Consider the following 24,271-nt stretch of genomic DNA (forward strand, 5'->3'; position numbering starts at 1 on the left):
TAAACTCTCTTTGCTCCATTTGTGTCTGACTCTGCGGCCTCTTACCTTGTAGATCTGCGCGACCTTCGCCTGGATACTGCACACGCGCTGGTGGCTCAGGCCAGCGGCAGCGAAGCTGCATTGCACCGCGAGGTGCCTTCGCGCTACCTGCAGGGCCTGATCGACGGCCTGTGCGAGCTGTCCCTCAAGGACCCGCTCACCGGCCTGGCCAATCGCCGGCATTTCCGGGCGGTGCTCGAGCGCGAAATCGACCGCGTCACGCGCTCCGGCGAGGCGGCGCTGCTGCTCATGCTCGATATCGACCACTTCAAGAAGGTGAACGACACGCATGGCCATCTGGCCGGCGACATCGTGCTGCAGTCGGTGGCCCGCACGCTCAATGCCTGTGTGCGCCCCATGGACACGCTGGCACGCTATGGCGGCGAAGAGTTCGCGGTGGTGCTGCCCGCATGCCAGGCAGGGTTTGGCCGCGTGGTGGCCGAGCGCATCCGGCGCGCAGTGGCCAACACGCCCATCCGGGTTTCCAGCACGGTGGAGCTCAACGTGTCGGTGAGCATAGGCGGCGCCTTCGCCATGCAGTGGATCCGTTCGACCACGCTGCTGTGGACGGACCGTGCCGACCACCAGCTCTACCAGGCCAAGGCCGAAGGCCGCAACCGCGTCAGCATCGAGGAGCAACCCGACAGCACGGTCAGTGCCGAAGAGAAAAGCCTGTTGTTCGGACCGCTCTACACCCCCTCGGGCTGGGGCGATCTGCCCCCGCTGGACCCAACAGGCAGCGCCTACTGAAAGTTAGAAGATGAGCGACGCGCTGTCCCCCTCCCCACCCACATCGCCAGCAGTTCCTGCCGGCCCGGCCACGCCCCACGCTCCCGCCCCCGGGGGCGCCCGCATCATTGCGGTCACGAGCGGCAAGGGCGGGGTGGGCAAGACCTTTGTTTCTGCCAACCTGGCCGCCGCCCTGACCCGCCGCGGCCAGCGTGTGCTGGTGCTCGATGCCGACCTGGGCCTGGCCAACCTCGACGTGGTGCTGAACCTGCACCCGAAAATCACGCTGCACGATGTCTTCACCGGCAAGGCCACGCTGGACGAAGCCGTGATCCAGGCGCCCGGCGGCTTCAACGTTCTGCTGGCGGGATCGGGGATGGTCGAGTATTCGCGCCTGACGCCCGAGGTGCGCAACCAGTTCCTGAGCGTGATCCAGGCGCTCACGCCCCAGTACGACGTGGTGCTGCTCGACACCGGCGCCGGGATCTCCGACGTGGTGCTGTTCTCCATTTCGCTCGCCTCCGAGGTGCTGATCGTGGCAACGCCCGAACCCACCTCGCTGACCGACGCCTATGCGGCCATCAAGGTGCTGGCCATGCAGCAAAAGCGCCAGCACGTGCGCATGGTCATCAACCAGGCCGCGCGCCCGGGCGATGGCCGTGCCATCACCAGCCAGCTGCAACAGGTGCTGGACCGCTTTGTGAGCACCGAGTCGGGCCGCCCTATGCGCCTCATCCACATGGGCGACATCCCGGCCGACCCTTCCGTGCGCGACGCCGTGATGCGCCGCCAGCTGCTGTTGCTGCAGACCCCGGGCTGCCCCGCGGCCCTGGCCATTGCCCAGCTGGCCAACAAGATCGAAACCACGCTGCTGACGCCCGCCCCCTGAGCAGCCTGCGGGCTGCTGCGGGCCCCTGGCTGCACGGCGGCGGCCCGCGCGAGAGGTGAAGCGCAGCGGCCCCATTGCGCTGCCTTGCCGTGAATCCCATGGACAACATCCTCAATATCTCCTGCTACAAGTTCGTGCCCCTGCCCGACGCGGCGGCGCTGCGCGACCTGCTGCAAGCGCGCGCCACCGCGGCGGACCTCAAGGGCACCATCCTGCTGGCAGGCGAAGGCATCAACTTCTTCCTGGCGGGGCCCGCGGACGCGGTGCGCGGGTTCGTGGATGCGCTGCGCACCGATGCGCGCTTCGCCGACCTCGACCCCAAGGAAAGCTGGTCGGCCACGGTGCCGTTTCGCAAGATGCTGGTGAAGGTCAAGCGCGAGATCATCCGCATGGACCATCCCGCCATCCAGCCCGCGGAGGGCCGCGCGCCCTCCGTGGCCCCGGCCACGCTGCGCCGCTGGCTGGAGCAGGGACACGATGACGAGGGCCGCGAAGTGGTCACGCTCGACACGCGCAATGCCTTCGAGGTGGACCACGGCACCTTCGACAACGCGATTGACTGGCGCATCGGCAAGTTCACCGAATTCCCCCCCGCCCTGCGCGCGCACAAGGATGCGCTGCAGGACAAGACCGTGGTGAGCTTCTGCACGGGCGGCATCCGCTGCGAGAAGGCAGCCATCCTCATGCGCGAGGAAGGCCTCTCCCATGTCTATCAGCTCGAAGGCGGCATCCTCAAGTATTTCGAGTTGACCGATGGCGCCCACTACCGCGGTGGCTGCTTTGTGTTCGACGAACGCGCGGTGCTGGCCAGCGACCTGTCGGCGGCCGAAGAATCAAGAAAGTGAGCAACCAGCGCTTGCTGGACAAGCGCTGGCACCTTGTTTGGCTTGAAAATTCAGCAAGCAGCCATGCGGGGCCACCGGCTCGCATGAGCGGGCAGGGGCTTTCGCCAAGGTGGCTGCCTACTTGGTGAAGCGGCGCTCGGGCAGCGGTATCCACTCCACCTCGCCGGGCACCTGGCCCAGGGCCTGCGCATCCCAGTCGTCCGCCGCCTGCACGATGCGCTCCTTGCGGCTGGAGACGAAGTTCCACCACATGTGGCGCGGCGCATCGAGGGCATCGCCGCCGATCACCATGAGGCGCGCAGCGGCCTCGCCGGGCACGGACAGGCGCATGCCCTGGCCCGGCTCCACCACGGCGAGCAGTTGCGCACCCAGGGCTTCGCCATCGAGCTGCACGGGGTTGTCCACCGTGTACACCGCCATCTCCTGGGCCAGCGCCGGGATTTCCAGCGTGGCGCCCCCGGGCAGCTGCACGTCGAGATACAGCGTGGGGGAATAGGTCGCCACCGGGGAGGTCTGCCCAAACGCGGTGCCGATGAGCACGCGCACCGTCGCGTCCCCCACGCGCACCTCGGGGATGGTGGCCGCCGGCGTGTGCACGAACGACGGCTCCGCCTCCTCGTTCGCCGTGGGCAGGGCCGCCCACAGCTGGATGCCGTGGTTCACGTAGGCCGTGTCCGCCAGGCTTTCCGGGCGCCGCTCGGAATGCACGATGCCCCGGCCGGCCGTCATCCAGTTGATGGCGCCAGGCTCGATCTGCTGCACGTATCCCAGGCTGTCGCGGTGCATGATGGCGCCGGAAAACAGATAGGTCACGGTGGCCAGCCCGATGTGCGGATGGGGACGCACGTCGTGGCTGTCTCCCGGCACCACGGTCACGGGGCCGAAGTGGTCGAAGAACAGGAACGGCCCGACCGCCTGGCGCTGCACGGCGGGCAGCAGGCGGCGCACGGTGAAGCCGCCGCCCAGGTCCTTGGCGTGGCCCTTGAGTTGCAGGATCGGCCCGCTCATGGCATGCGCTCCGCCGAGGTGCTGATCTCCGTCGTCACGGTGGTCATGAGCTTGTGCACCGGGCATTTCTGCGCAACGGTTTCCAGCTCGCTGATCTGTGCGTCGGTCAGGTCGCCGCTGATCTGCAGCCGTGCCGAAAGGCGGTAGGTGCCGGCACGCTCGGCCGAGGCGTCGCGTTCGATCACGGTGTGCACGTCCTGCACCGGCAGGCCCTTGCGGCGCGCATACCACAGCACGGTGAGCGCCTTGCAGGCGCCCAGCGCCGCGTCGTACAGGTCATGCGGGTTCGGGCCGCTGTCGACGCCGCCCTCCTGCACGGTGCCGTCGGCCACGAATTCGTGGCCGCGGATGTGCACGGCCTGGGCCATCGGCGCACCGGGGATGCGCCGCAGTTCGATGGTCATGGGAGCTTCTCCTTTGTTCTCGTGCGGGCCACTGTAGCGTGAAGCGCGTGCTCAGCGGGCCCAGCGCAGGGCCGCGGCCGCCACGCGTTCGCCGAACTGGCGGCCGGTCGCCAGGTCGCCCGGGAACATCTCGGCGGCCGAGGCGTCCGATGGCGACTGCGCCATGGCGCCGCTGAAGGAGCCGATCCAGTTCACGTCCTGGCGCGTGGCGGCCTTGGAGTTGGCAGGCATCATGCCGTTGCCCACCCAAAGGCCCCCATGCTGCATGGCCAGGTGGAACAGGTAGTCCAGCGTGACCTGCTTGTCGCCGTTGGTGCTGGCGCTGTTGGTGAAGCCGGCGAAGAGCTTGTCCTTCCACGCCTGGCTGAACCAGGGCTTGGACGAGGCATCGGCGAATTTCTTGAACTGCCAGCTCGGCCCCGCCATGTAGGTGGGCGACCCGAAAATGATGGCGCTGGCGCCAGCCAGCGTGTCCCAGCCTCCCTCGGGCAGGTTGCCGTCCGCATCGATCGCGACAAGCTCGGCGCCCGCGCCTTCGGCCACGGCCTGGGCCAGGCGCTGGGTGTGGCCGTAGCCCGAATGGTAAACAACGGCGATGTGTGCCATGAAGAAACTCCTGATGGGGAAGCAAGCAGTGAATGAAAACAGGTGGAAGTCAGAAAAGCAGGCGCGGCGCAAGGGCGTGCATGGGCTGCGCTGCCCGCGCACGCCGCCGCCGTAGCGGCCCGGCCCCGTCAGCGCAGTTCAGCGCGCACCGCGCCGGGCGTCCAGGCTCCAGCCGCCCGCGCCAAACGCGACGAGGGCCAGCAGGCCGCCGCTGATGGCGACGTTCTTGAAGAACATAAGCTGCTGCATCATCTGCTTGTCGGCGGGCAGGCTCCAGTACGCGTGGAAGAAAAAGCTGGCCACCAGCGTGAAGAGCGCCAGCGCGAGGGCCGCAAAGCGCGTGCCAAGGCCGAAGATGAGCGCCAGGCTGCCCAGCACCTCGACGGCCGCGGCCACGGCGGCAGCGACGGTCGGCATGGGCAGCCCCACCGAACCGATGTAGCCCACGGTACCGGCAAAGCCGGTGATCTTGCCGATGCCCGCGGGCAGGAACAGGGCCGCCAGCAGCAGGCGGGACGCCAGGGCCAGGGGATTTTGCAGGGATGTGAACATGGTGAACTCCTGGAGAAGTGGTTGCTAAAAGAACGTCAGGTAACTATCAGGCGGCCAGATCAAACACCAGCACCTCGGCATCGTGGCCATGGGTCAACGACAAGGCGGTTTCGTTCTCGATCAGCGCGGCGTCGCCGCCCGACAGAGCATTTCCATTCACCGTGAGCCCGCCACGCACAAGGTGCACGTAGGCCTTGCGCGCCGGGTTCAGGGCCAGTGTGACGGCCTCGCCGGCATTGAGCAAGCCGGCGTACAGGGACGCGTCGGCGTGGATCGTGACCGAGCCGTGCGCGCCGTCGGGAGAGGCCACCAGGCACAGGGCGCCCCGCTTGCTCGCCTCGGCAACGGTCTTTTGCTCATAGCTTGGCGGGATGCCGCGCACGTTCGGCTCGATCCATATCTGCAGGAAGTGCGTCGTCTGTCCCGGCGCATGGTTGAACTCGCTGTGCATCACGCCCGAACCCGCGCTCATGCGCTGCACGTCGCCCGGCGGAATGCCCAGGATGTTGCCCATGCTGTCCTTGTGGGCCAGCTCGCCCGACAGCACGTAGCTGATGATTTCCATGTCCCGGTGGCCGTGCGTGCCAAACCCCGTGCCCGGCGCAATGCGGTCTTCGTTGAAGACACGCAGGTTGCCAAAGCCCATGTGGGCCGGATCGTAGTAGCCGGCGAACGAGAAGCTGTGGAACGAATGGAGCCACCCATGGTCGGCATGGCCCCGGTCTTGTGATTTGCGAACAGTCAGCATGGCGCGTGCTCCTTTCAAGCCCCCACTGTAGAACCCGGGTCCAGCACGCAGGAGCTGCCAGATTGATGGAACCGTTCAAATAATCTGAATTAACATGGCGCCACCATGCAAAATGCCCGTGATGTCCTGACCCCTGATGCATTGACCATGCTGCAGGTGATCGCCGAGGCGGGCAGTTTCGCCGCCGCAGCCCGGCAGCTCGGCCTGGTGCCCAGCGCCCTCACCTACCGCGTGCGCCAGATCGAGGACGCGCTGGATGTGCTGCTGTTCGACCGCAGCGCCCGGCAGGCCAAGCCCACAGAGGCGGGCGTCGAACTGCTGCGCGAAGGCGCGCGCCTGCTGCAGGACATCGATGCCGTGGCCCACCGGGTGCGCCGCGTGGCCACCGGCTGGGAGCCGCAGCTCACCATTTCGGTCGATGGCGCGATCTCGCCGCACACCATGCTGGAGCTGGTGGACGCGTTCTACGCCATGGCCCCGCCCACCCGGCTGAAACTGCGCGACGGCATCATGACCGGCACCCTGGAGGCCCTGACCTCGGGCCGGGCCGACCTGGCCATCGGCGTGTCGGTCGCCGGCGCCAACGTGGCCGGCCTGCAGCAGGCGCCCCTGGGGGACCTGCTGTTCATCTACGTGGTGGCGCCGCACCACCCGCTGGCCTCCGCGCCCGAGCCCATCACCGACGCCATGCTGCTGCAGCACCGCGCCGTGGCGGTGGCCGATTCGGCCACGCGCGGCGGCGCCACCATGGGCCTGCTGGGCGGACAGGACGTGCTCACCGTGGACACCATGCAGGCCAAGGTGCGCGTGCAGCTGCGCGGCCTGGGCGGCGGCTTCCTGCCCGAACCCATGGTGCGCCCGTACCTCGAGGCCGGCAGGCTGGTGGCGCGCCGCGTGGCGCGCCCCGAACGCAACGTCCGCGTGCACTACGCCTGGGGCGGCCCGGGCTTCACGGCCCCCGGCCGCGCGCTGCAATGGTGGCTCCATCAGCTGCAAAGCCCCGCCACCCGCCGCGCTCTGCTGGAAAACCACCATCATTTCTGATCCGGCGCACACGCCCACGCGCCGCAGCGCGTGTAGAGTGGTTCCTGTTGCATGGCATTTGCGCTCACGCGCGCAGGGCCGTGTATTTCACCTGCCGACCGTCATCGAAAGGCCTTCCATGAGCAACCCCGTTCCACGCCCCGCCAAACGGCACCGACGCACCGCAGCCTCCGGGCCATCCGCCTCCGTGCCGGCCACGGACGCGGCGCCCACCACGTATTCGGGGGCCGCGCAGCGGCACTTCGCCATCATCGGCGCCGGCATGGCGGGCATTGCCTGCGCCCGCACGCTGGTGCAGGCAGGGCACCGCGTGACGGTGTTCGAGAAATCGGCGCAGGCCGGTGGCCGCACCGCCACCATCGACAGCCCGTTCGGCAACTTTGACGCGGGCGCGCAGTACTTCACCGTGCGCGATCCGCGCTTCGCGCGCGCCATCGACACCGTGCCCGGCATCTGCAAGCGCTGGAGCGCCAATTCCGTGCAGGTGCTCGACGCCACCGGCCGCGTGGCCGCCGCCGGCCTGCCCCATCGCGAGGCGCACTGGGTGGCCAGCCCGGGCATGCAGTCGCTGGTGGCCACCTGGGCCGAGCCGCTGCGCCAGGCAGGCCAGCTGGTCACCGGCACGCGCGTGGTCCGCATCGAACGCGACTCCGTGAATGCCCCCGGCTGGCAGCTTCGCACCGAAGGCCCGGGCGGCACCCAGCGCGTCTACGCGGGTTTTGACGCCGTGCTGCTCGCGCAGCCGTCGGTGCCCGCCCAGGCGCTCCTGGCCAACTCGGCGCTGGACACGCCGCTCACCGAAGCGCTTTCCACCGTCGCCATCGCTCCCTGCTGGACGCTCATGCTGGCCTACCCCCAGGCCGTGCGCCCCGGGCTCACCACGCTGGGCCCGCAATGGAACGCAGCGCGCAGCACCCACCACCGGATTGCCTGGCTGGCGCGCGAATCGTCCAAGCCCGGCCGCAACGTGATCGAGCGCTGGACGGTCCAGGCCAGCCCGGCCTGGTCCGCCGAGCATCTGGAAGACGACGAAGGCCGCGTGCAGGCCAAGCTCATCAAGGCGTTCGCCGAGGTCACCGGCATCCGGGCCGAACCCGCCCATGCCGACACGCGCCGCTGGCGCTACGCGCAAACCACGCACCCGCTGGGCCGCAGCCACCTGTGGGACGCGGGCATGGGCCTGGGCGCCTGCGGCGACTGGTGCCTGGGCCACCGGGTGGAGGATGCCTTCGTGTCGGGCCTGGAGCTGGCACTCGCGGTGGCATGACGGCGGGCGTGGCCGCGGGGCCCCGCTACACCGGCCGGTTCGCGCCCTCTCCCACGGGCCCGCTGCACGCGGGCTCGCTGGTGGCCGCCCTGGCCAGCTGGCTCGACGCCCAGGCCCACCAGGGGCGCTGGCTGGTGCGCATCGAGGACGTGGACACGCCACGCTGCGTGGAAGGCGCCGGTGAGTTCATCCTGCGGCAGCTGGCCACCTGCGGCCTGGTGCCCGATGCGCCGCCAGTCTGGCAATCCACCCGCGGCGCGCTGTACCAGCGGGCGCTGGACCAGTTGATCGCGCAGCACCATGCCTACCCCTGCGCCTGCTCGCGCAAGGACATCGAAGAAGCCCAGGCGGCCCTGGGCCATGCGCGCGAGCGGCATGCGGCACTCCCCTACCCCGGCACCTGCCGCCACGGCCTGCACGGGCGCACCGGCCGCTCCTGGCGCTTCAATGCCACAGAGTTTCAGCCAGATCAGGCCCTGGCGCATACGGATCAAGCGCGGGCAGCTACATATTCGATAGCATCGGGCATCCTCGACTGGCAGGACCGCCGCCTGGGCACACAGCGGCAGGACGTTGCCCATGCCGTGGGCGACTTCGTGCTGCGCCGGGCCGACGGGCTCTGGGCCTACCAGCTCGCGGTCGTCGTGGACGATGCGGACCAGGGCATGACCCATGTCGTGCGCGGCGAGGACCTGGCCGACAACACGCCCCGGCAGATCCTGCTGCAGCAGGCCCTGGGCGTGCCCACGCCCCGCTACCTGCACACGCCGCTGGTGTGCGGCGAGAACGGCGAAAAGCTGTCCAAGCAGAACGGGGCCCGGGCGCTGGAGCTGGCCGCCCCCCTGCAGGCACTGGCCGGGGCCGCGCAGGTGCTGGGCCTGCCGCCGCTGACAGATCCGAACACCCGTTGCATCTCGGATGCGCTGACCCTCTGGGTGGCAGCGTGGCGACGAAACTACAATGTCGCACCGTGACCGAACTGACCCACAACGCCTCCACCCCCGCCGCCGCGCCTGCCGCGCCCTCTGCGGCCTCCACGACAACTGGTGGAGCCCCCGCCGGCGTGAGCCATCCCAAGACCATCAAGAGCTTCGTGCGCCGCGCCGGCCGCACCACGACGGGCCAGGCCAAGGCCTTTGAAGACCTGGGGCCCCGCTTCATCCTGCCCTATGCGCCCGCGCCGCTGGATGCCCCCGCGGCCTTTGGCCGCACGGCCCCGCTGGTGCTGGAGATCGGATTCGGCATGGGCGAGGCCACGGCCCATATCGCCGGGGTCCGCCCGGACGACAACTTCCTGTGCTGCGAAGTGCACGAACCCGGCGTGGGCGCCCTGCTCAAGCGCATCGGCGAGCAGGGGCTGACCAACATCCGCATCCTGCAGCACGATGCCGTGGAGGTGATCGACCACATGCTGCCCGAAGGCGGCCTGGATGGCGTGCATATCTTCTTCCCCGACCCCTGGCACAAGAAGAAACACAACAAGCGCCGCCTGATCCAGGCGCCCCTGGTGGCCAAGCTGGCCGCGCGGCTGAAGCCCGGCGGTTACCTGCATTGCGCCACGGACTGGCAGCCCTATGCCGAGCAGATGCTGCAGGTACTGGCCGCCGAGCCCCGGCTCCAGAACACCGCCACGGGCTTCGCCCCGCAACCCGGCTACCGGCCCCTCACCAAGTTCGAGAACCGCGGCCTGCGGCTGGGGCACGGTGTGTGGGATGTTGTGTTCGTGCGACGCCATTGACAACATGACCGCGCCGGCCCACCGTACACCACCCATGAAGCCCATTCTTCAGAACCTGGTTGAGATGACCGGCCACCGCGACCACCTGCGGCTGGAAGTGTCGGTGCTGTCCACGCTGCAAAAGCTCAGCGGCATCGTTGAAGTCAGGGCCCTGGAGCTGTTCACGCATGCCGGCGTGCCCCACGTGCGTCCACGCACCTGGGTGGAAGAGGGGCACCTGGTGTCCACCGACTCGGAAGCCGCCGCAGACCCCCGGCGGGAAACGCTGGACCAGTATCCCGCCCTGCGCGAATGCGTCGCGAGCCACGGCGACAGCGCGCTGGCCTCGCCGCGCAAGGGCCGCCATGTGCTCTGGCTGCCGGTGTGGATGCACGACAAGGTCAACACCTGCCTGGAAATCACGCACTCCCGCCCGTTCTCGGCGCACAAGCTCGAAGTGCTCAAGGGCGTGTTCCAGGTCTACCAGAACTACCAGAGCCTGCTCGACTACAGCGAACGCGACGCGCTCACGGGCCTGTTCAACCGCAAGACCTTCGACGAACAGTTCTCGCGCCACGCCGTGAGCGGGCTGGCCAGCAGCCGTTCGGGGCCCCTGACCGAATCGTTCCCGCCTGAAGAAGGCTCATTGCCCGGCGAACCGGTGCAGCAGTGGCTGGCCGTGGTGGACATCGACCATTTCAAGCTGGTGAACGACCGCTTCGGCCACCTGTATGGCGACGAGGTGCTGATCCTCATTGCCAACATCCTGCGCAGCTCGTTCCGCAGCCATGACCGCATCTTCCGTTTTGGTGGCGAAGAGTTCGTGGTGCTGCTGCGCTCCACCACATTGAGCACGGCCCACCGGGTCTTCAACCGCTTTCGCCTGGCGGTGCAGGAGTACCCTTTTCCGCAGGTGGGCCAGGTCACCGTGAGCCTGGGCTTCGTGAGCACGGCCCGGGGCTCGCCGGTGGAAATACTGGGCCAGGCCGACCAGGCGCTTTACTACGCCAAGGAACATGGCCGCAACCAGGTCTGCTTCTACGATGAACTGGTGGCCACCGGCCATCTGTCCGCCAAGGTCGCCAACGACGACGTCGAGCTGTTCTAGCAAGCGGCCGGCTGTCTCGCGCGGCGTTCCCCGGCGGCAGCCATCGCGCCGCAGCCGCTCGAAGGAGGCAGCGCCCGTACCCGGCGCACGCCGTCAGTCCAGCGACGCCACGAGGGCCGGCACATCCACCGCATCGCGCTGCGCGGCAGGCAGGAAGCGCTCGGCGTAGTCCAGCCACACCCCGCTGGACAGGAAGAAGCGGAACACCTCGGCATCGATATGGCGGTCACGCACCATGTGGGCCATGATCCGGAGCGACTCGGACAAGGTCTTGGGGGCCTTATAGGGACGGTCCGCCGCCGTCAGCGCCTCGAAGATGTCGGCCAGCGTCATCACGCGGTCCGCCAGTGTCAATTGCCCCGCCTTGAGGCGCCGCGGGTACCCGGTGCCATCGAGCTTTTCATGGTGCGAGCCCGCGATGGACGGCACACGCGCCAGGTGCGGCGGAAACGGCAGGCCGCTGAGCATGACGATGGTCTGCACGATATGGTCGTTGATCTTGAAGCGGTCTTCCGCGGTCAGGGTTCCGCGCCGTATCGACAGATTGTGCAACTCGCCCAGATGCGCCTCCTGGGACGGCAGCGCCATGTCGAAGCCCCATTTGTTGGCCGGGTTGCCCGCCTCCACCGGCGGGCGCCGGGAACCCCAGGGCACGATGTGCTCGGCCCGGTCGGCCAGCAGGGGCTCGTTGGCGGGCAGGGGGCGCACCGGCACGTCCGCCAGGCGCCCCATCTCCGCCATCGACAGGCCCAGCCGGTCGTCGAAATGCCGCTGCCACACCTGGCGGGCAATCCCGGCGAGCCGCTGCACGTCCGCATCGGCCATGAATTCGCCCCCTACGTTGCATCGCGCCACGAAGGCGAACTCTTCCTGCAGCCGGTCGCGCCGCTGCAGCAGCTCGCGCTGCAGGCGCACCGGGTCCACGCCGGAGACATGCTGCTTCCAGTAGTCCAGCTCGGCATCGCGCCACAGCACCTCGAAGCGCATGCGCACCTCGTGGATGCGGTTGTACAGCGCCTCCAGCTTGGTGGCCTTGTCGATGATGTGCTCGGGGCTAGTGACCTTGCCGCAGTCGTGCAGCCAGGCGCCCAGACGGAACTCGTAGCGTTCGGCATCGGTCATCGCCACCTGCGCGAAAGGCCCCTCCTTCGCCTCGCACATGCGCTGCATGAGGAATTCGGCCAATTGCGGCACACGCTCGCAGTGCCCCCCCGTGTAGGGGCTTTTCGCATCGATGGCATCGGCCAGCAGGCGGATGACGGCGTCGAACAGCTTCTTTTGCCCCTCGATCAGGCCGCGCGTTTCAATCGCCACCGACAAGGTGCCGGACAGCTTCTCGACAAACGCCCGGAAATGGACATCCTCCTGCCGCGGGTCCGACAGGTAGCGCAGCACCAGCAGGCCCAGGGGTTGCCCATCGCGCGTGCGCAACTGCACGCGCAGCACGCGCTGGGGCATGGCGTCCCCATCGCCCTCCTCCTGGTCGCCGGGCTGCGGCTCGGCATGGTTGATGAAATGCACCATGGGCAGGTGCTCCGGGTACCGTGGCTGGTGCTCGGGGTCTTCGCAGTACCGCGCCGTGCGCAGCAGCCCCGCCCGCTGCTCCTCCACCAGGTACACCGCCCCGCCCGTGCAGCTGGTGGCACGCACCAGTTCGTAGAGCACGCTGGACAGCATGAGCTCCATGCGCGACTCGGCACTGATGTGGTGGGTGATGTGCAGAAACTCCTGGATGGTGTCCGACATGCGGTCCATCACCTGGCCCAGTTCGCGCACCTCGCGCACGGGCGACAGGCGGTGCGCCGGCCGCCGGAAATCGAACCGCGCCAGCGCCTGCGCCTGGGTGGCCAGCCCCGAAAGGCTGCGCCCCACGCGCCGCCCGGCCATCCATCCCACGGGCAGCATCAGCACGATGAGCCCCAGGGACAGCCATACCTGGCGCCACAGGTTCTGATTCACATCCGCCAGCAGTTCGGCGGTGGGGATCGCCATCAGGATGTGCAGCCCCTGCCAACGCTGCGATTTCAGGGGCAGCACCGTGGCGAGCCACTCCTCGCCATCGGCCATGAAGCGGCGCGACGGCCCCTTCGCCGTCCCCCCGCCGCCCAGGGCCTGCAGGCTGGGCACACCCAGCTCCTTCAGCGTGCGCAGCTTGAGGCTGGTCTCCCCACCCTCGCGCAGCAGCACGCGCGACATGTCCGGATACGCCAGCACGCGCTGGGCCGGGTCCACCACGGCGATCTCGGTGCGGGGCATCAGCCGCAGGCTGCCAATCTCCCTCCCGAGGTCGGTGAGCGCCACGTCCAGGCCGATCACGGCGCGCCCGTCCTCGCTGGGCTGGCTCAGCGTGACCCCCACCTCCTGCGTGGTGAAGAACACATAGGGCGCGGTCAGTATCTGCGTGTTCTTGTCTGCCGCTTCGGCGTACCAGGGGCGCGAGCGGGGATCGTAGAGGTAGCCAGGGCGCACGGAGGATTCGAGCAGGCGCAGCTGCGCGTCGTAGTAGCTCCAGCGCCCCACCAGGCCTGTGGTGCCGCGCTCGCGGGCCATCGACTGGAGCAAGAACGCGGCCTGCGCTGGCGCGTCCAGCCGCGTGCGCAGTTGCGCATCGCGCAGCGGCCGCACCAGCAGGAACTGCCCGTCGGCATATCCGATGAAAACCGCCGACAGCAAGGGATTTTGCTCCAGCAGGCGTGCAAACACCGGCAGGCGGCGCAGCCGGGCCTGCAGGCTGGTCGCCGAGGCAATGGGATCGAACGCGAGCAGCCGGATCGTGGCATCGGCGGGGTCCACGATGTGGTGCACCCTTTCGCTGATCAGCTGGCTGATGTGCCGGGCGCTGTCGTCCGAGGCCGCGATGATCGCCTCCCGCGCGCTGGTACCCACCTGGTAGACCAGCACCACCGTGAGCAGCAGCATGGCGGACACCACCACCGAGGCGATCACCACCTCGAACGGAACGGTGATGCGCCGCCACCAGGGCAGTCCGTCAGCCCCCGGGGCTGAGGAGGGGCTGGAGCGGGCGCCATAGCCTGGCACGGGCTCTGGCGGGCTTTCGCGCAGGGTGTCCATGCGCACCAATGTAGGGGGAAAGGCGGTGGCCCGTCATCCCCTATTTCGCCGCTCGGCGGTGGCCGCCCGGACCACCGCTCCGCAGGGCGTCCAGGTCCTCAGATTTTCTGGGCCACCCAGCCGGCCACCGACGCGAGCGCCGCGGGCAGGCTGGAGGCATCGGTGCCGCCCGCCATGGCCATGTCGGGCTTGCCGCCGCCCTTGCCGCCCACTTGCTGGGCCACGAAGTTGACCAGCTCGCCCGCCTTCAGGCGGCCCACGCTGTCGGCCGTGACGCCGGCGGCGATCTGCACCTTGTCGCCATCGACGGCGGCCAGCACGATCGCGGCGGTCTTGAGCTTGTCCTTGAGCTTGTCCATGGTGTCGCGCAGGGTCTTGGCGTCGGCGCCGGGCAAGGCAGCGGCCAGTACCTTGAGGCCCTTCACATCGACGGCCTGGTTCACCAGCTCGTCGCCTTGGTTGGACGCCAGCTTGCCCTTGAGCGCCGCCACTTCCTTCTCCAGCGCGCGCGCGTTGTCGAGTGCCTGTGCGATCCGGCCATTGAGTTCGCTCACGGGGGCCTTCAGCGTACCGGCGGCCTGGGTCACGGTGTCTTCAAGCTGCTGCAGGTAGGCGAGCGCGTTGGCGCCGGTCACGGCTTCGATACGGCGCACGCCCGCGGCCACGCCGCCTTCGGCGACCACCTTGAACAGGCCGATGTCGCCGGTGCGCTGCACGTGCGTGCCGCCGCACAGTTCGCGGCTGGTGCCGATGTCCAGCACGCGCACGGTTTCACCGTATTTCTCGCCGAACAGCATCACGGCACCGGTCTTCTGGGCCGACTCGATGTCCATCACGCGGGCCTGCGTGGGCTGGTTGGCCAGGATTTCCTCGTTCACGCGGCGCTCCACCTCGCGGATTTCCGCTGCGGTGACGGCGCCGTTGTGCGTGAAGTCGAAGCGGGTGCGGTCGGCATTGACCAGGCTGCCCTTTTGCTGCACGTGGCCGCCCAGCACTTCGCGCAGGGCCTTGTGCATGATGTGCGTCACCGAGTGGTTGCGCACCGTGGCCGCACGCACGGCCGTGTTCACCTGGGCCTGCACGGTGTCGCCCACGTTCAGGGTGCCCTCTTCGAGCGTGCCGTGGTGGCCATACACGTCGGCCTTGATCTTGAGCGTGTCGCCCACCGCGAAGCGGGCCGAGCCACTGGTGATGACGCCTTCGTCGCCCACCTGGCCGCCGCTTTCGGCATAGAACGGGGTCGTGTCGAGCACCACCACGCCGTTTTGACCACTCTTCAGGGCGGCAGCGCTTGTCCCGTCCACGTAGATAGCTACGATCTTTGCAGTTTCCGCCAGGTGTTCGTAGCCGGTGAACTGGTTAGCCGCGCCGGTGTACTCCAGCGCCTTGTCCATCTTGAACTTGCCAGCGGCGCGGGCCTGGGCCTTCTGTTTTTCCATGGCGACCTTGAAGCCGGCCTCGTCCACCTCGACGTCGCGCTCGCGGCACACGTCGTTGGTCAGGTCCAGCGGGAAGCCGTAGGTGTCGTGCAGCTTGAAGGCCACGTCGCCGGGCAGCACCTTGGCGCCACCGCCCAGGGCTGCGTCCAGAATCTCCATGCCATTGGCCAGGGTCTCGAAGAAGCGCTCTTCCTCGGCCTTGAGCACGTCGGTGATGCGCTGCTCCTGCTCGCGCAGCTTGGGGTAGGCGTCGCCCATCAGGCGCACCAGCTCGCCCACCAGCTTGTGGAAAAACGGCGTCTTCTTGCCCAGCTTGTAGCCGTGGCGGATGGCGCGGCGCACGATGCGGCGCTGCACGTAGCCGCGGCCTTCGTTGCTGGGGATCACGCCGTCGCTCACCAGGAAGGCGGTGGCGCGGATGTGGTCGGCGATCACGCGCAGGCTCTTGTTGTTCAGGTCGGCCACGCCGGTCTCGCGGCCGGCGGCCTTGATCAGCGCGTCGAACAGGTCGATCTCGTAGTTGCTGTGCACGTGCTGCAGGATCGCGGCCAGGCGCTCCAGGCCCATGCCCGTGTCCACGCAGGGCGCGGGCAGCGGCGTGACCGAGCCGTCTTCGGCCATGTCGAACTGCATGAACACGTTGTTCCAGATCTCGATGAAGCGGTCGCCGTCTTCATCGGGGCTGCCGGGGGGGCCGCCGGGAATGTGGTCGCCGTGGTCGTAGAAGATCTCGCTGCAGGGGCCGCAGGGACCGGTGTCGGCCATCATCCAGAAGTTGTCGGACTTGTAGCGGCCGCCCTTGTTGTCGCCGATGCGGATCACGCGCTCTGGCGGCAGGCCGATTTCCTTGGTCCAGATGTCGTAGGCTTCGTCGTCCTCTTCGTACACGGTGGCCAGCAGGCGCTCGGGCGGCAGCTTGTACACGGTGGTGAGAAGTTCCCAGGCCCATTTCAGCGACTCGCGCTTGAAGTAGTCGCCAAAGCTCCAGTTGCCCAGCATCTCGAAGAAGGTGTGGTGGCGCGCGGTGTAGCCCACGTTCTCCAGGTCATTGTGCTTGCCGCCGGCGCGCAGGCAGGCCTGCACCGACACGGCGCGGTTGTAGGGGCGCTTGTCGGTGCCCAGGAACACGTCCTTGAACTGCACCATGCCGGAGTTGGTGAACATCAGCGTGGGGTCGTTGCCCGGCACCAGCGAGCTCGAGGCCACGATGGTGTGGCCCTTGGAGGCAAAGAAATCCAGGAAGGACTTGCGGATGTCGGCAACCGAGAACGAAGGCGTGGTGTTGTGGGTCATGTGCGAAAAGGGGCAACAGGCCTGGATCAGTGAGGGGCCTCGCGCACGCGGCGCGGCCACCCGGTTTATGGGGAGAACCACGGATTCTATCGAGACGGCGGCCTGAACCGGCCTCCGGCCCTGGAGGCCCCTTCATTCAATGCCGCCCGGGCACGGGCGGCCTGCCGATAGGTCAACCGGGCAACCGGGTGCGGGGACACCTCGGCCAGGCCCGGGCCCTGGGCGCACCTGCGCCGGGCATGCATCCACCCCGCGCACTGCGCTGGGGCCGCCCGCGCCCCGCTGCGGGGCATGCCGGCGCCCGGGACACCCGCTTTGGGACCATCCAAGCGCAAATCCGGCTGGCACGCAAGATGCTAAATACCCTGACAAGATATTTTAAATATCTTCTTAATATATTTACAGCAACGCTACTTCATCGTCACCACCCACCCCCGCCCTTTTCCCATCCTTCTTTTTCCTCAGGAGTCCATCCATGAACCATCCCCGCTGGCAAGGCATCTTCCCCGCCATCACCACCAAGTTCCACGCCGACGAGAGCATCGATGCCGAAGGCACGGCGCGCCACATCGACTTCCAGATCCGCAACGGCATCCACGGCCTGGTGACCTGCGGCTCGCTGGGTGAAGCCAGCACCCTCTCGCTGGAAGAAAAGCTGCAGGTCGCCAAGATCGCACTGGAAGCCGCCGACGGCCGCATCCCCGTGCTGGCGAATGTCTCGGAGACCAGCACCCGGGAAGCCCTGCGCTACATCGACGGCGGCAACAAGCTCGGAGTGGCTGGCTACATGGTCATGCCCTCGGTGATCTACGTCGCCGACGCGCGCGAAGCCATGCTGAACGTGCGCACCATGGCCGAGGCCGCGCAGAAGCCGGTGATGGTCTACAACAACCCGGTGGCCTACCGCGTGGACCTCAAGCCCGAGCACTTCGCCGAGCTGGCGGACTGCAAGTGGATCGAAGCCATCAAGGAAAGCACCGACAACATCCGCCGCGTGACCGACCTGCGCATCGCGCTGGGCGACCGCTACCAGATCTTCCTGGGCGTGGACGACCTGGCCTACGAGGGCCTGGCGCTGGGCTGCGACGGCCTGCTGGCCGGCGTGGGCTGCGCCTTCCCGCGCGAGACCGTGGCGCTGTACGACCTGATGAAGGCCGGCCGCTTTGCCGAGGCACTCAAGCTCTACCAATGGATGACGCCCATGCTGCACCTCGACGTCTCCACCAAGCTCGTGCAGAACCTCAAGCTGATCGACCTGCTGGTGGGTGTGGGCACCGAGCACATGCGCCGCCCGCGCCTGCCCCTGATTGGCGAGGAGCGCGCCTTCATCAAGCGCATCGTCAGGAAGGCGCTGGAAACACGCCCCGCCGAGTACCAGTCCGTGGCCTGAGACGGTACCGACCGACAGGCTGCCCCCCCGGGCCGCAGGAGACAACAGCGGCCCTTCCCCTTCGCACACACAAGAGGTTTCCCATGACACGTGCATCTTTCGGATTTCGGACCCTGACGCCCGCCGCCATCGCGGCGCTGATGCTGGCCACACATGCCGGCGCCCAGGAACAGCTGGTCAAGATCGGCCACAGCGGCCCGCTCTCCGGCCCCAATGCCTTCGCGGGCAAGGACAACGAGAACGGCGTGCGCCTGGCCGTCGAGGAGCTCAACGCGAAGAAGATCGTGGTGGGAGGCAAGACCCTGAAGTTCGACCTCGTGTCCGAGGACGACCAGTGCGACGCCCGCACCGGGGTGAGCGTGGCGCAGAAGCTGGTGGACAGCGGCGTGAAGTTCGTCATGGGGCCGTACTGCTCGGGCGTGGCCATTCCCGCCTCACGCGTCTACAGCGAAGGCGGGGCCATGGTCTCCACCGTGGGCACCAACCCCAAGGTCACCGAGAACGGCTACAAGAACCTGTTCCGCATCATCGCCAGCGACACCCAGATCGGCTCGAACATGGCCGTGTATGCCGCCCAGGTGCTCAAGGTCAAGCAGGTGGCGGTGATCGACGACCGCACCGCCTTCGGCCAGGGCGTGGCCGACCAGTTCACCAAGGAGGCGAAGAAGCAGGGCCTGACCGTGGTGGGCCAGGAGTTCACGACCGACAAGTCCACCGATTTCCTATCCATCCTCACCAGCCTCAAGGGCAAGCAGCCGCAGGCCATCTTCTTTGGCGGCTACGCCCCGCAGGCCGCGCCCATGGCGCGGCAGATGAAGCAGCTGGGCCTCACGGCCAAGCTCTTGGGTGGCGACACGCTGTGCAGCCCCGAGGTCGGCAAGCTCGGTGGCGAAGCGGTGAACGACACCGTGTTCTGCGCCCAGGGCGGCACCATGCTCGACAAGGCCGCGAACGGCCCGGCCTTCAAGGCGAAATACAAGGCGCGCTTCAAGCTGGATGCCGATGCCTATGCGGCGTCCTACTACGACCAGGTGATGTTCATGGCCGATGCCATGCAGAAGGCCCAGTCCGTGGAACCCGCCAAGGTCGGCGCGCAGATGCTCCAGGGCAGCCACCAGGGCGTGGCGGGCACCTATGCCTACGACGACAAGGGCAACCTCAAGCAAGCTCCCATCACGGTGCTCACGTTCAAGAACGCCGCCCCCGTGCCGCTGGCCAGCTATTGAAACTCCGCCGCGAAATCGTGGCGGCCCGCCGCTACGATGCCTGCACCTTTCTGCCATGTGACCGACCATGACCCACGACACCCGCATGCAACGCATACAGATCCTCGACTCCCACACCGGGGGTGAACCCACGCGGCTCGTGGTGGGCGGCTTTCCCGACCTGGGCACCGGCAGCATGGCCGAGCGCCGCGCCCTGCTGGCCAGCCAGCACGATGCCTGGCGCGCGGCCACGGTGCTCGAGCCGCGCGGCAACGACGTGATCGTGGGCGCGCTGCTGTGCGCGCCGCAGAACCCGGCCAATGCGGCGGGCGTGATCTTCTTCAACAACACCGGCTACCTCGGCATGTGCGGCCACGGCACCATCGGCCTGGTGGCCTCGCTGGCCTACCTGGGCCGCATCGAGCCCGGGGTGCACGGCATCGAGACGCCCGTGGGCACGGTGACCACCACGCTGCACGAGGATGGCTCGGTCAGCGTGCGCAACGTGCCGGCCTACCGGCTGCACCAGGGCCTGTCGCTCCAGGTGCCGGGCATCGGCACTGTCACGGGCGACGTGGCCTGGGGCGGCAACTGGTTCTTCCTGATGAGCGGGCACGGCCAGCGCGTGGCCAGCGACAACCTGCAGGCGCTGACCGACTACACCAGCGCCATCCAGCAGGCCCTGAAAGACCAGGGCGTCCGCGGCGACAACGGCGGCGAGATCGACCACATCGAGCTCTTTGCCGACGACGACGTGGCCGACAGCCGCAACTTCGTGCTCTGCCCGGGCGGTGCCTACGACCGCTCGCCCTGCGGCACCGGCACCAGCGCCAAGCTGGCCTGCCTGGCGGCCGACGGCACGCTGCAGCCCGGCCAGGCGTGGCGCCAGGCCAGCATCATCGGCAGCAGCTTCGAGGCACGCTACGAACCCGACACCCAGGCCGGCAGGATCATCCCCACGCTGCGCGGCACGGCCCACATGAGCGCCGAGGCCACGCTGCTGATCGAGGCCAGCGACCCCTTCGGCTGGGGCATCCGGCTCTAAGGCCCTCTTTTCAGGCACACCCACCCGGCAGGCACCATGCGACACGCGGACGTCATCGTCATCGGAGCAGGCATCGTCGGCGCGGCCTGCGCCCATGTCCTCGCAGGCCGTGGCCTGCATGTGCTGGTGCTGGACGCCCGGCTGGGCGGCGCCACGGCGGCCGGTATGGGCCACTTGGTGGTGATGGACGACAACCCCGCCGAGCTGGCGCTGAGCCAGGCATCCCTGGCGCTCTGGCATGCGTGGGGACCACGGATGACGGCCGACCAGCCCGGCTGCGCCTACACCAACTGCGGCACGCTCTGGCTGGCCGCCAACGACGCCGAGATGGCCGGTGCCGAAGAAAAAGCCCAGCGCCTGCAGCGCCACGGCCTGCCCTGTGACCTGCTGGACGCCGCCACCCTGCGGCGCCTGGAACCCGCCCTGCGCCCCGGACTGCGGGGCGCACTGAAGGTGCCCGGCGACAGCGTGGTGTATGCCCCCAATGCCGCCCAGTGGCTGCTGCAGCAGGCACCGCGCCAGATCCGCTTCGAGCAGGCCGAGGCATGCCGCATCGAGGGCGGCCGGGTGCAGCTGGTGGACGGCAGCTGGCGCGAAGCCCAGGCCGTGGTGCTGGCCGCCGGCATCCATGCCACGCGCTTGTGCCCCGAGCTCCCCATCCGCCCCAAGAAGGGCCACCTGCTCATCACCGACCGCTACCCCGGCGTGGTGCGGCACCAGCTGGTGGAGCTGGGCTACATCAGCAACGCCCACCAGACCGACGGCACCTCCGTGGCGTTCAACCTGCAGCCCCGGCCCACCGGGCAACTGCTGCTGGGCTCATCGCGCCAGTTCGACACCACCGACCCGGCCATCGACCAGGACGTGCTGGCCCGGATGCTGCGCCGCGCCTTGGACTACATGCCCGGCCTGGCCGGGCTGAACGCCATCCGCACCTGGACGGGATTTCGCGCCACCACGCCCGACAGCCTGCCCATCATCGGGCGCCACCCCACCCGCGACCAGCTCTGGCTGGCCGTGGGCCACGAAGGCCTGGGCGTGACCACCGCCCCCGCCACCGCCGAGTTGCTGGCGGCGCAGCTGACCGGTGGCCCCCTGCCCCTGGACCCCGCCCCCTTCGCGGCGCAGCGCTTCAGCCTGGAAGGCCTGGCGGCATGAGCACATCCACTCCCCTGGTACACGCCGTCATCGACGGCACCACCATCGAGCTGGCACCGGGCCACAGCGTCGCGGCGGCCCTGGCCCTGCTGCCTCCGGGCTGCGCCCGCACGTCGGTCACCGGCGAGCGCCGTGCGCCTTTCTGCGGCATGGGCATCTGCCACGAGTGCCGGGTGCTTGTGGACGGCCGCCAGCGCCTGGCCTGCCAGACCCTGTGCACCGACGGCATGGTGATCGACACACGCGGCCAGCCGCAGGCAGGTATGCCATGACCCCCCACCAGCGCTGCGATCTGCTGATCATCGGCGCCGGTCCCGCCGGCATGGCGGCCGCCCTGGCGGCGGCGCCCCGGGGCCTTGCCATCACCCTCGTGGACGACAACATCCATCCCGGCGGACAGATCTGGCGCGACGGCCCCGGCAGCACCCTGCCCCCGCTCGCTCGCCAGCACCGCGAGGCGCTGGAGCGCTACCCGAACATCCGCCTGCTGTGCGGCACGCGCGTGGTGGGGCTGGGTGGCCCCTCGGCGCCGCAAGATGCCCCCGCCTTGCTGCTGGAAGACGCCGAACAGGGCTGGATCCAGCACAGCCACCGCCTGGTGCTGTGCAACGGAGCACGGGAGCTGCTGCTGCCCTTTCCCGGCTGGACGCTACCCGGCGTGACCGGCGCCGGCGGACTGCAGGCGCTGATCAAGGCCGGCTTGCCGGTGCAGGGCCAGCGCATCGTGGTGGCCGGCACCGGTCCCCTGCTGCTGGCCTGCGCCGACACCGCCCGCAAGGCCGGCGCCCAGGTCATCCGCATTGCCGAACAGGCTTCCTGGCGGGCCCTGGCCGCCTTCGCGCTGCAGCTGCCGCGCTGGCCCGCCAAGGCGCTGCAGGCAACGACCCTGTTCAACCACCACTGGCGCGCCTCCAGCCACGTGCTGCATGCACAGGGCCAGGGCCGGCTGGAGGCCGTGCGGATCCAGCGCGGCACGCGCCAGGAAACCCTGGCCTGCGACCGGCTTGCCTGCGGCTTTGGGCTGGTGCCCAACACCCAGATGGGCCAACTGCTGGGCTGCACGCTCAACGATCGCCAAGGCCTGCAGGTGGACGGCCTCATGGCCACCAGCGTGCCCCATGTGTACGCCGCAGGGGAATGCACCGGCTTTGGCGGCAGCGAACGCGCGCTGGCACAGGGCGCCATCGCGGGGCATGCCGCCGCGGGCGACACGGCCCGGGCCCAGGCCCGCCAAGCCGCCCTGGCCCGCTGGCAAGGTTTCGCGGACCTGCTGCACACCCACTTCGAGCTCGGCGAGGCGGTGCGCCAGCTGGCCGCCCCGGACACCCTCGTCTGCCGCTGCGAAGACGTGCCCTTGCGCGAGCTGGCCTCCCGCAGCAGCTGGATCGACGCCAAGCTGCACACGCGCTGCGGCATGGGCGCCTGCCAGGGCCGCGTGTGTGGTGCCGCCACCCATGCGCTGTTCGGCTGGACGCCCGCCCCACCCCGCCATCTGCTGGCGCCCGCGCGCATCGGCACGCTGGCGCAATGCCCCACCCCGGTGGACGAATCCACCGGCATCCGCCCATGAACGACACCACTCCCCTTCCCGCCCCCGCCAGCTCCGCGATGGTGCACGTCCCCCTGGACGACCTGATGGCCCTGGCGCGTGCCGTGCTGCTGCGTCTGGGCCTGGGCGAAGCCCACGCGGGCGCCATGGCCCGCGTCATCGTGGCCGGGCAGCGTGATGCCTGCCAGTCGCACGGCGTCTACCGGCTCACCAGCTGTGCCCACACGGTGCGCACCGGCAAGGTGGAGCTGCAGGCCCTGCCAGTGCTGCAGGCGGGCGCCGGCCCGGTGGTGCGGGTGGACGCCCAGGGGGCGTTTTCACCCCTGGCTTTCGAACAAGGCCTGCCCGCGCTGGTGGAGGCCACCCGCCGCCACGGCATGGGTGCGCTGGTCATCAACCGCTGCGTGCACTTCTCGGCACTGTGGCCCGAGATCGAGGCCCTCACCGCCCACGGCCTGGCGGCCCTGGCACTCACGCCCAGCCACGCCTGGGTGGCGCCGGCCGGCGGGCACCAGCCCGTCTTCGGCACCAACCCCATCGCCTTCGGCTGGCCACGCCCGGGTCCCCACCCCTATGTGTTCGACTTCGCCACCAGCGCCATCGCGCGCGGCGACCTGGAGCTGCACCGCCGCGCGGGCCAGCCCCTGCCCGAGGGCTGCGGGGTGGACGGCCAGGGCCGGCCTTCCACCGATCCGGTGGCCGTGGCGCGGGGCGCCATGCGCACCTTTGGCGGGCACAAGGGCTCGGCCCTGGCCACCATGGTCGAGCTCATGGCCGGCACGCTGATCGGCGACTGGACCAGCCGCGAATCCATCGCCCACGACGCTGGCGCCGGCGCCACGCCCCTGCATGGCGAACTGGTGCTGGCCTTCGACCCCGCCCAGTTTGCGGGCGGCGATGCGGCCCCCCACCAGGCGCGTGCCGAGGCGATGTTCGATGCCATCACTGGCCAGGGCGCCCGGCTGCCCTCGCAGCGCCGCTTCGCCGCCCGGGCGCGCAGCCTGGCCGAGGGCGCGGCGGTGCCACGCGCCCTGTACGGAGAGATCCTCGCGATGGCAGGCTGAACCCGGCAGCGCGGGCGCGCCGACCGGTACGCGCGCCACCCGCGCGCATTCATCTTGCTTCTACATATATCAAGAAGATATTTAAACCGGCGCCCCATTC

22 protein-coding genes are annotated in these 24,271 nt (G+C 68.9%); 15 read left to right on the plus strand and 7 right to left on the minus strand.

What is annotated here, in order from left to right; all coding sequences use genetic code 11:
• The first annotated feature begins 21 nt into the window (after positions 1 to 21).
• The 3 genes from AC1RCS_RS15510 (at position 22) to AC1RCS_RS15520 (ending at position 2,502) form a co-directional block, all read left to right on the plus strand.
• Positions 22 to 789, plus strand: a complete 768-nt coding sequence (locus AC1RCS_RS15510) for a GGDEF domain-containing protein (protein ID WP_218295155.1) — start codon at positions 22 to 24, stop codon at positions 787 to 789.
• A gap of 10 nt (positions 790 to 799) precedes the next feature.
• Entirely contained in the window at positions 800 to 1,657 is an 858-nt protein-coding gene (locus tag AC1RCS_RS15515) for a MinD/ParA family protein (RefSeq protein ID WP_218295156.1), read from the plus strand.
• Between the two features lie 98 nt (positions 1,658 to 1,755).
• Positions 1,756 to 2,502 (plus strand): sulfurtransferase, encoded by a 747-nt coding sequence (locus tag AC1RCS_RS15520; protein WP_369642377.1) that lies wholly within the window; start codon positions 1,756 to 1,758, stop codon positions 2,500 to 2,502.
• 117 nt (positions 2,503 to 2,619) lie between these two features.
• Here the strand turns inward: AC1RCS_RS15520 and AC1RCS_RS15525 are convergent, their stop codons facing one another.
• The 5 genes from AC1RCS_RS15525 to AC1RCS_RS15545 form a co-directional block, all read right to left on the minus strand.
• Complete coding sequence (locus tag AC1RCS_RS15525) at positions 2,620 to 3,510, minus strand: pirin family protein (RefSeq protein WP_492245313.1); 891 nt, start codon at positions 3,508 to 3,510, stop codon at positions 2,620 to 2,622.
• Positions 3,507 to 3,914, minus strand: a complete 408-nt coding sequence (locus AC1RCS_RS15530) for an OsmC family protein (RefSeq protein WP_218338684.1) — start codon at positions 3,912 to 3,914, stop codon at positions 3,507 to 3,509. The genes AC1RCS_RS15525 and AC1RCS_RS15530 overlap by 4 nt, the downstream gene beginning before the upstream one ends.
• A 51-nt stretch (positions 3,915 to 3,965) precedes the next feature.
• Positions 3,966 to 4,520 (minus strand): flavodoxin family protein, encoded by a 555-nt coding sequence (locus AC1RCS_RS15535; RefSeq protein ID WP_218295160.1) that lies wholly within the window; start codon positions 4,518 to 4,520, stop codon positions 3,966 to 3,968.
• A 138-nt stretch (positions 4,521 to 4,658) separates the two neighbouring features.
• Complete coding sequence (locus AC1RCS_RS15540; RefSeq protein ID WP_218295161.1) at positions 4,659 to 5,072, minus strand: DoxX family protein; 414 nt, start codon at positions 5,070 to 5,072, stop codon at positions 4,659 to 4,661.
• A 46-nt stretch (positions 5,073 to 5,118) separates the two neighbouring features.
• Complete coding sequence (locus AC1RCS_RS15545; RefSeq protein ID WP_492245314.1) at positions 5,119 to 5,820, minus strand: pirin family protein; 702 nt, start codon at positions 5,818 to 5,820, stop codon at positions 5,119 to 5,121.
• Between the two features lie 105 nt (positions 5,821 to 5,925).
• Between AC1RCS_RS15545 and AC1RCS_RS15550 the strand changes: the two genes are divergently transcribed.
• From AC1RCS_RS15550 to AC1RCS_RS15570, 5 genes are all read left to right on the plus strand, one after another.
• Positions 5,926 to 6,864 carry a LysR family transcriptional regulator gene (locus AC1RCS_RS15550; RefSeq protein WP_218295163.1) on the plus strand — a complete coding sequence of 313 codons (939 nt, stop codon included), beginning with the start codon at positions 5,926 to 5,928 and terminating at the stop codon, positions 6,862 to 6,864.
• Positions 6,865 to 6,982: 118 nt separating this feature from the next.
• Complete coding sequence (locus AC1RCS_RS15555) at positions 6,983 to 8,131, plus strand: NAD(P)/FAD-dependent oxidoreductase (RefSeq protein WP_492245315.1); 1,149 nt, start codon at positions 6,983 to 6,985, stop codon at positions 8,129 to 8,131.
• Positions 8,128 to 9,105, plus strand: a complete 978-nt coding sequence (gene gluQRS / locus AC1RCS_RS15560; RefSeq protein ID WP_492245316.1) for a tRNA glutamyl-Q(34) synthetase GluQRS — start codon at positions 8,128 to 8,130, stop codon at positions 9,103 to 9,105. Before AC1RCS_RS15555 ends, gluQRS begins: the two co-directional genes overlap by 4 nt.
• The gene (gene trmB, locus AC1RCS_RS15565; protein ID WP_492245317.1) at positions 9,102 to 9,869 is read left to right on the plus strand and encodes a tRNA (guanosine(46)-N7)-methyltransferase TrmB; all 768 of its coding nucleotides are present in this window, start codon (positions 9,102 to 9,104) and stop codon (positions 9,867 to 9,869) included. The genes gluQRS and trmB overlap by 4 nt, the downstream gene beginning before the upstream one ends.
• Before the next feature lie 34 nt (positions 9,870 to 9,903).
• Positions 9,904 to 10,956, plus strand: a complete 1,053-nt coding sequence (locus AC1RCS_RS15570) for a GGDEF domain-containing protein (protein WP_218295166.1) — start codon at positions 9,904 to 9,906, stop codon at positions 10,954 to 10,956.
• A gap of 93 nt (positions 10,957 to 11,049) precedes the next feature.
• Here AC1RCS_RS15570 and AC1RCS_RS15575 read toward each other — a convergent pair whose 3' ends face one another.
• Positions 11,050 to 14,028, minus strand: a complete 2,979-nt coding sequence (locus AC1RCS_RS15575) for an HD domain-containing phosphohydrolase (RefSeq protein ID WP_492245318.1) — start codon at positions 14,026 to 14,028, stop codon at positions 11,050 to 11,052.
• 98 nt (positions 14,029 to 14,126) lie between these two features.
• Positions 14,127 to 16,760 (minus strand): alanine--tRNA ligase, encoded by a 2,634-nt coding sequence (alaS, locus tag AC1RCS_RS15580; RefSeq protein WP_218338689.1) that lies wholly within the window; start codon positions 16,758 to 16,760, stop codon positions 14,127 to 14,129.
• A 475-nt stretch (positions 16,761 to 17,235) separates the two neighbouring features.
• Here alaS and AC1RCS_RS15585 point away from each other — a divergent pair, with 475 nt between their 5' ends.
• The 7 genes from AC1RCS_RS15585 to AC1RCS_RS15615 all read left to right on the plus strand — a co-directional run bounded on the left by AC1RCS_RS15585 (position 17,236) and on the right by AC1RCS_RS15615 (position 24,171).
• Positions 17,236 to 18,150, plus strand: coding sequence for a dihydrodipicolinate synthase family protein (locus tag AC1RCS_RS15585; RefSeq protein WP_492245319.1), 915 nt, complete (start codon positions 17,236 to 17,238; stop codon positions 18,148 to 18,150).
• An 83-nt stretch (positions 18,151 to 18,233) separates the two neighbouring features.
• Positions 18,234 to 19,376, plus strand: a complete 1,143-nt coding sequence (locus AC1RCS_RS15590) for a branched-chain amino acid ABC transporter substrate-binding protein (RefSeq protein ID WP_492245320.1) — start codon at positions 18,234 to 18,236, stop codon at positions 19,374 to 19,376.
• An 85-nt stretch (positions 19,377 to 19,461) separates the two neighbouring features.
• Positions 19,462 to 20,400 (plus strand): 4-hydroxyproline epimerase, encoded by a 939-nt coding sequence (locus AC1RCS_RS15595; RefSeq protein ID WP_218295332.1) that lies wholly within the window; start codon positions 19,462 to 19,464, stop codon positions 20,398 to 20,400.
• Positions 20,401 to 20,436: 36 nt separating this feature from the next.
• Entirely contained in the window at positions 20,437 to 21,558 is a 1,122-nt protein-coding gene (locus AC1RCS_RS15600; protein WP_492245321.1) for an NAD(P)/FAD-dependent oxidoreductase, read from the plus strand.
• The gene (locus tag AC1RCS_RS15605; RefSeq protein WP_492245322.1) at positions 21,555 to 21,830 is read left to right on the plus strand and encodes a 2Fe-2S iron-sulfur cluster-binding protein; all 276 of its coding nucleotides are present in this window, start codon (positions 21,555 to 21,557) and stop codon (positions 21,828 to 21,830) included. The genes AC1RCS_RS15600 and AC1RCS_RS15605 overlap by 4 nt, the downstream gene beginning before the upstream one ends.
• The gene (locus AC1RCS_RS15610) at positions 21,827 to 23,128 is read left to right on the plus strand and encodes an FAD-dependent oxidoreductase (protein ID WP_492245323.1); all 1,302 of its coding nucleotides are present in this window, start codon (positions 21,827 to 21,829) and stop codon (positions 23,126 to 23,128) included. Before AC1RCS_RS15605 ends, AC1RCS_RS15610 begins: the two co-directional genes overlap by 4 nt.
• Complete coding sequence (locus AC1RCS_RS15615; protein WP_492245324.1) at positions 23,125 to 24,171, plus strand: Ldh family oxidoreductase; 1,047 nt, start codon at positions 23,125 to 23,127, stop codon at positions 24,169 to 24,171. Before AC1RCS_RS15610 ends, AC1RCS_RS15615 begins: the two co-directional genes overlap by 4 nt.
• Positions 24,172 to 24,271: the final 100 nt, after the last annotated feature.

The sequence above is a fragment of the Acidovorax sp. GW823-FHT01C06 genome, from assembly GCF_058798375.1.